This is a genomic window from Marinobacterium profundum (assembly GCF_001528745.1).
GTDB lineage: Bacteria > Pseudomonadota > Gammaproteobacteria > Pseudomonadales > Balneatricaceae > Marinobacterium_A > Marinobacterium_A profundum.
The window spans coordinates 1-5,774 of sequence record NZ_BCNS01000219.1 but is presented as its reverse complement, the minus strand read 5'-3'; the positions used below and the strand labels follow the sequence as shown (position 1 = coordinate 5,774).

Genomic DNA, 5,774 nt, shown 5'->3' with positions numbered 1-5,774 from the left:
GAGTGAAACACTACACTAGCCTCAACCACGCAAACAGCTAGCAAAAAACCCGCAGCCTTGGCACACTCAACTGCTGCCTCCAATAGCATCAGCCTGGCCCAGACCCGCTCCTGACAGACTGTTGCAAAGCAGCTACACTTGCTTGCACAGTTCGCCCACACGGACCGATGGTCATTTGGTGCCCACATGTCAGACTCAACCACTGCAAATACCACCGACGCCCTTTCAGACCCTCAGGCCGCCCGAGACCCGCGCCGACTGCGCAAGAACGTACATATTCTTTTTCTGGGCCTGGGGCCAAGCGAGACCGACCCCATTCTCAACCTGCTGCGTGCCGCACGCATCGCCCCCCGCGGACGCCAGATCGAAAATGAAAAGGATTTTCTCGGCGCCCTTAGCGAGCGCTCCTGGGATCTGATTATCTGCTCCCCCAACGAGGGCGAGCTGAAAAACAACCGCGTGCTGCATCACCTGCTGCGCCTGGACAAAGACATTCCCGTAGTACAGCTGATGGATGAGCTCGACTGCGCACGCATGGCCAAGGGGCTTAAGGACGGCATGCGCGCCGTTGTCAGCAAACAGGATACTGAATTGCTGCTGCTGAGCCTGCAACAGGAGCTCATCAGCCTTGAGAACCGCCGCAGTCTGCATATGGCCCAGGCCAGGCTCAATGACGCCGAACGGCGTTGCCAGCAACTGATGGACGTATCCAGCAACGGCATCGTCTGCCTCGATGGCGAGCGTATCATGTACGCCAATCCCGCTTTTTGCAGCCTGTTTGGCTATAACGACGAAAGCCCGCTAATCAACCAGCCTTTTGAGCACCTGATGATCGCGGAGGATCGCGAAGAACTGACTGAGCAGCTGCGCGCCTTCAAGGATGCGAGGCGCAAGGACATGCTGATGCAGCTGTCGGCGGAGCGCGCCGATGGCAGCAACTTTGTCGCCAATCTCGAAATGCAGGAAGCTCGCTATGACGATCGCCCCTGCGTGCAGCTCACCATTCGTCCGGACCGCCAGTTCCGCGAACTGCAACAGGCGGCGCAGCAGGAACTGGTTACAGGCCTGCACAACCGCCAGTTTCTGGAACAGAGCCTGGAGAACGCCATACAGAGCGCCCTGGATGGCGGCTACGACTGCAACTTGTTGTACCTCAGCGTGGATCAATACAGCGTTATACGCTCGGAGATTGGCTTTGAGGGCTGCGACCAGGTAGCACGGGACATTGCCGACATCCTGCGCCTGCACGTCAATCAGGCGCATCTGATCGCCCGCCCCAGTGATGACATTTTCGTGGTTATCTTTCGCGATCCCAGCCCCGACAAGTCAGTACGCCTTGCGCGCAAGCTGTGCAGCGCCATCGCCGACAACACCACCAGCGTCAACGACACCCTGTTGCACGTGACCTGCTCCATTGGCGTTACCACCATCAACGACAACTCACCCCGGCCAGATGAAGTCGTGGCTCGCGCTCGCATGGCCTCGGAAAGCCTGCGCAACCGCCAGAGCGGCGGCAATGGCGTCAAGCTTTACACCGTTGAAACCCAGCTTAAGCCGAGTGATTCCAAGACCGTGCGCATGCTGCGTGAAGCCGTCAAGGAACAGCGTTTCCGCCTGCTCTATCAGCCCGTAGTGGCCCTGCACCAGGAAACCGATGCCAACCACTACGAGGTATTACTGCGGCTGCTAGACCCTGAAAACCGGGAAATATCCCCCGGCATATTCTTGGCCACTGTGGACCATGCCGACCTTAGTATTGCCATGGATCGCTGGGTCATTCGGGAAAGCCTGCAACAGCTGCGCAACGAGCTTGAGAAGGGCCACCGCAACCGGCTCTTTATCACCATCACCGGCGGCACCCTGAAGGACAAGGATCTGGTACCCTGGCTATCGGATATATTGCGCGAATTCCGCCTACCGGCGGATCGCATCGTATTCCAGCTCAGCGAAACCGATATATCATCACAGCTGCCAACAGCAATCGAGTTCACCCGCGCCATCAAGGAGCTGCACTGTCGTATCTGCATCAAGCATTTCGGCACCTCGACCAGTTACCGCGAAGTGGCCAAGGCCATCCCCGCCGACTACATCAAGATCGACGGTTCCTACGTGCAAGACCTGGCCAACAGCAACTCACTGGATAAAAGCTTCAACCGCATGGTGCAGCAGCTTAATGCCAACCGCCGTATCACCATAGCGCCGCTGGTCGAGGGTACCAAGGTGATGAGCAAGCTGTGGAAATCCGGGGTCAACTTGATTCAGGGCTATTACCTGCAGCCCCCGCGCGAGCGCATGGATTACGACTTCTTTGAACAATAGGGGCTGTCCGCCCCGACATAGCCAGAGCCCGCCATTGCAGCGGGCTCTGTTATTTCATCTGAAAGCTGGGGCACCACCTCGTGCCGGGGAACAGAGCGCGTGCGCATTGGCCCTCGGCTACAACCAAAGGCCCGATGCACAAGCATCCCTGCTTCTCGCCCCTGCAGGTCAGTCTTTTGTGTCGGCCAGCAGGGTGTCGCGATCACGAAAACCGATCAGGTACAGGATGCCATCCAGACCCAGGGTGGAGATCGCCTGCTTGGCGCTCTGGCGTACCAGCGGTTTGGCGCGAAACGCAATGCCGAGCCCGGCAATAGACAGCATCGGCAGATCGTTGGCGCCATCCCCCACCGCAATCGTCTGCTCCAGACGCACACCTTCACGGGCAGCAATCTCGCGCAGCAACTCCGCCTTGCGCTGACCGTTGACGATATCGCCCTTCACTTCACCGGTCACCTTGCCATCGACGATATCCAGCTCGTTGGCGTAAACGTAGTCAAAGCCGAGCTTCTGCTGCAGGTAGCGCCCAAAGTAATTGAAGCCGCCGGACAGAATCGCCGTCTTGAAGCCCAGTGCCCGCAGGTTGGATACGAGCTCTTCCACGCCTTCGGTCAGCGGCAGGTTCTCGGCGATACGCTGCAGCACCGAAGCATCAAGCCCCTTGAGCAGTGCCACACGACGCCGGAAACTCTCGTCAAAATCCAGCTCACCGCGCATGGCCGCTTCGGTAATTGCTATCACCTGATCACCGACGCCTGCTTCCTTGGCCAGCTCGTCGATCACCTCAGCCTCGATCAGGGTCGAGTCCATATCAAACACCACCAGGCGGCGATTGCGACGGTAGATATTGTCTTCCTGGAAGGCGATATCCACATCCAGGTCGCTGGCGGTTTTGAGGAACTCTTCACGCAGCGCAGCGTTGTCTTCCGGCACACCGCGCACCGAGAACTCGACGCAGGCCTTGGTGCGATCCCCCGCCCCTGGCGGTGCATTCAGCGACACCCGCCCGGACAGCCGACTGATATTATCGATGTTCAGATCATGCCGTGCGGCAATTTCGGTCACCTTGGCGATATGGCCTGCGGTGATACGGCGGGCCAGCAGGGTAATGATATGTCGCGACTTGCCCTGCACTCCAACCCAGGATTCATAGGCACTCTCGTCCACCGGCTCAAACCGCACGGTCATCTGCAGCTCGTGGGCCTTGAACAGCAGGTCCCGCAGCACACCAGAGGACTCGGCCGCAGCGGGCACTTCCACCAGAATACCGAGGGACAGTGTGTTATGAATCACCGCCTGGCCGATATCAAGGATGCTGATGTTGTACTGCGCCAGAATGGCGCTGATTGCGGAGGTCACGCCCGGCTTGTCGGTACCGGAAACGGTTAGCAGGATAATCTCTTTCACGAATGATTCCATCTAGGAGCCTGTCGGACTTGACCGATCGTAGCGAGGGAAAGTCCGCTTTGAGGCAGTTTTTGAGCTCTTTTGAGGCGAATAGTGGTTCTATTTAACAAAAAAGAGCGCGGAAAGTGGCCAAAGACGGCTTTTCCGCAGTAGGTTAGCGTTAAGTTCGAGAGACTGCCAGTACGCCTTCACAGACGCAGCAGCCACAGGATACTATCGGCGGATTATAACAAGGCGCCCCCGATTTACCCATCAGCGACACCGCTTTCGCTTGCCCCCGGTTCGTGCCGGCCACTCAGGAATCAAGACTATGGATCTGGCACAGCTCTCGCAGCCTTCTATTCTGCTGCTTATCGGCGCTATTGCCATGTGCGAATCCCTCGCCTTTATCGGCATCCTGGTGCCGGGTATCGCCCTGCTGTTTGCCATTGCCCTGGTGGCAGGCGAGCAGCAGATTGCACTGTTGCCGCTACTGCTCAGCGCCTTTGCTGGCGCTGTGGCCGGCGACGGCCTGAGCTATTATCTGGGACGCTACGCCAACCCCTGGCTACAACACCGCTGGCCATTCAACGCCTACCCTGGCTGGCACCAGCGTGGGGCCAGTTTTTTCAACCGCTACGGCTCCCTCAGCATCCTTGCAGGACGCTTTATCGGCCCTATCCGTCCCGTGATCCCTTTTGTGGCCGGCACCTTTGAAATGCCCGCTGCGCGCTTTTTCGGCGTTAATATCCTTTCGGCCGCGCTCTGGGCACCAGCCAACATACTGCCGGGCTACTGGGTCGGCCAGTCCGCCGATGCGCTGCTCGGGCACTGGCAGGCACTGTTCTACCCGGCGCTCGGACTGGTGATTCTGGTACTGGTGGCAACGATACTGCACCAGCACCTGCAGCCCGATCAGCCCCTGGCGCGCTGGGGCTCCAAACGCCTGGGCCTGAAACCGGAACGCCTGGCGGCACTCTTGCTGTTCGCTGCCGCGGCCTCAGGGCTGCTGATTCTCAGCGTACTGCAGTATCTGGGACTGGCCCAGAGCTGGAATCAACATATCCAGCAACTGCTCTGGCAAAGCGCGGAGCATGCCCGACCCTTGTGGGTCTTTGTCACTGTACTGGGCGACAGCAGCAGCCTGATTCCGGCGGCATTGCTACTGGCCGCCAGTCTGCACTGGCTCAGGCGCTCCCACGACGGCTGGCGCTTCGTACTCCTGCTGTTGCTCTGCGTGGCACTTAACAGTGCCCTGAAGTGGCTCTTTCAGGCGCAGCGCCCCGATATGGGACCGATCATTCCGGGCTTCAGCTTCCCCAGTGGCCACAGCAGCAGCGCCGCCGCCTTCTTCGCCATGCTCGCTATTCTGCTGGGTACGGGTCATCGTCTGGCCTGGCGCCGCCTGGGCTATCTGAGCGCTCTGGTGCCGGCGCTAATGATCGGCATCTCGCGCATCATCGTCGGGGCACACTGGCCACTGGATGTTATGGCCGCCTGGTGTGAAGGTCTGATGGCCGCCGCCGCACTGCGCCTCTGGCTGCTGCGTCCACAGCGAGCACTGCACCCGGTGCCGGGGCGAGACATCTGCCTGCTGATTGCAGGCTTGCTGATTCTGCTGAGCGCGTTGGCACTATGGAATTTCGACGCCCAGCTGGTGCAGTACGGAGCGCTGACCTCATAGCGACAGCGGGTCAGAACCAGAAAAACAGCAGGCGCCTACTGCAACAAAGGTATAGATGAAGGAGAAAGCCACAGGCCAGACACAACAAAACCGGGCTCAGGAGCCCGGTTTTATTGATCAGCGCCCATTAGAGGCAGCTGTTATTGCGTCACGGCCGGCAGGCCATCAAGGTTGATAGCTAGGAGGCTGTGCGACAATACTCAACCTACTGCGAGCCACCTGAGTTTGGCTGTTTTTTGTGCTGTTTTGCGTTAAATAGAACCACTATTCGCCTTAAAACACCGCAAAAACCCGCTCAAATCAGTCGGCTCTCGCTACGGCCAGCATTCTCGGACAGCCTCCTAGCAGCCTGTCGGACTTACCACTGGTCCCATCTCTACTACAA

3 protein-coding genes are annotated in these 5,774 nt (G+C 58.9%); 2 read left to right on the top strand and 1 reads right to left on the bottom strand.

Annotation, left to right across the window (positions count from 1 at the left end):
- The first annotated feature begins 186 nt into the window (after positions 1 to 186).
- Entirely contained in the window at positions 187 to 2,319 is a 2,133-nt protein-coding gene (locus MPRO_RS24645) for an EAL domain-containing protein (protein WP_067299045.1), read from the top strand.
- A 168-nt stretch (positions 2,320 to 2,487) separates the two neighbouring features.
- Here the strand turns inward: MPRO_RS24645 and serB are convergent, their stop codons facing one another.
- Positions 2,488 to 3,726 carry a phosphoserine phosphatase SerB gene (serB, locus tag MPRO_RS24640; protein ID WP_245635200.1) on the bottom strand — a complete coding sequence of 413 codons (1,239 nt, stop codon included), beginning with the start codon at positions 3,724 to 3,726 and terminating at the stop codon, positions 2,488 to 2,490.
- Between the two features lie 310 nt (positions 3,727 to 4,036).
- Here serB and MPRO_RS24635 point away from each other — a divergent pair, with 310 nt between their 5' ends.
- A complete protein-coding gene (locus tag MPRO_RS24635) occupies positions 4,037 to 5,389 on the top strand; it encodes a bifunctional DedA family/phosphatase PAP2 family protein (protein ID WP_067299041.1) in 1,353 nt (450 codons plus the stop codon).
- Positions 5,390 to 5,774 lie beyond the last annotated feature (385 nt).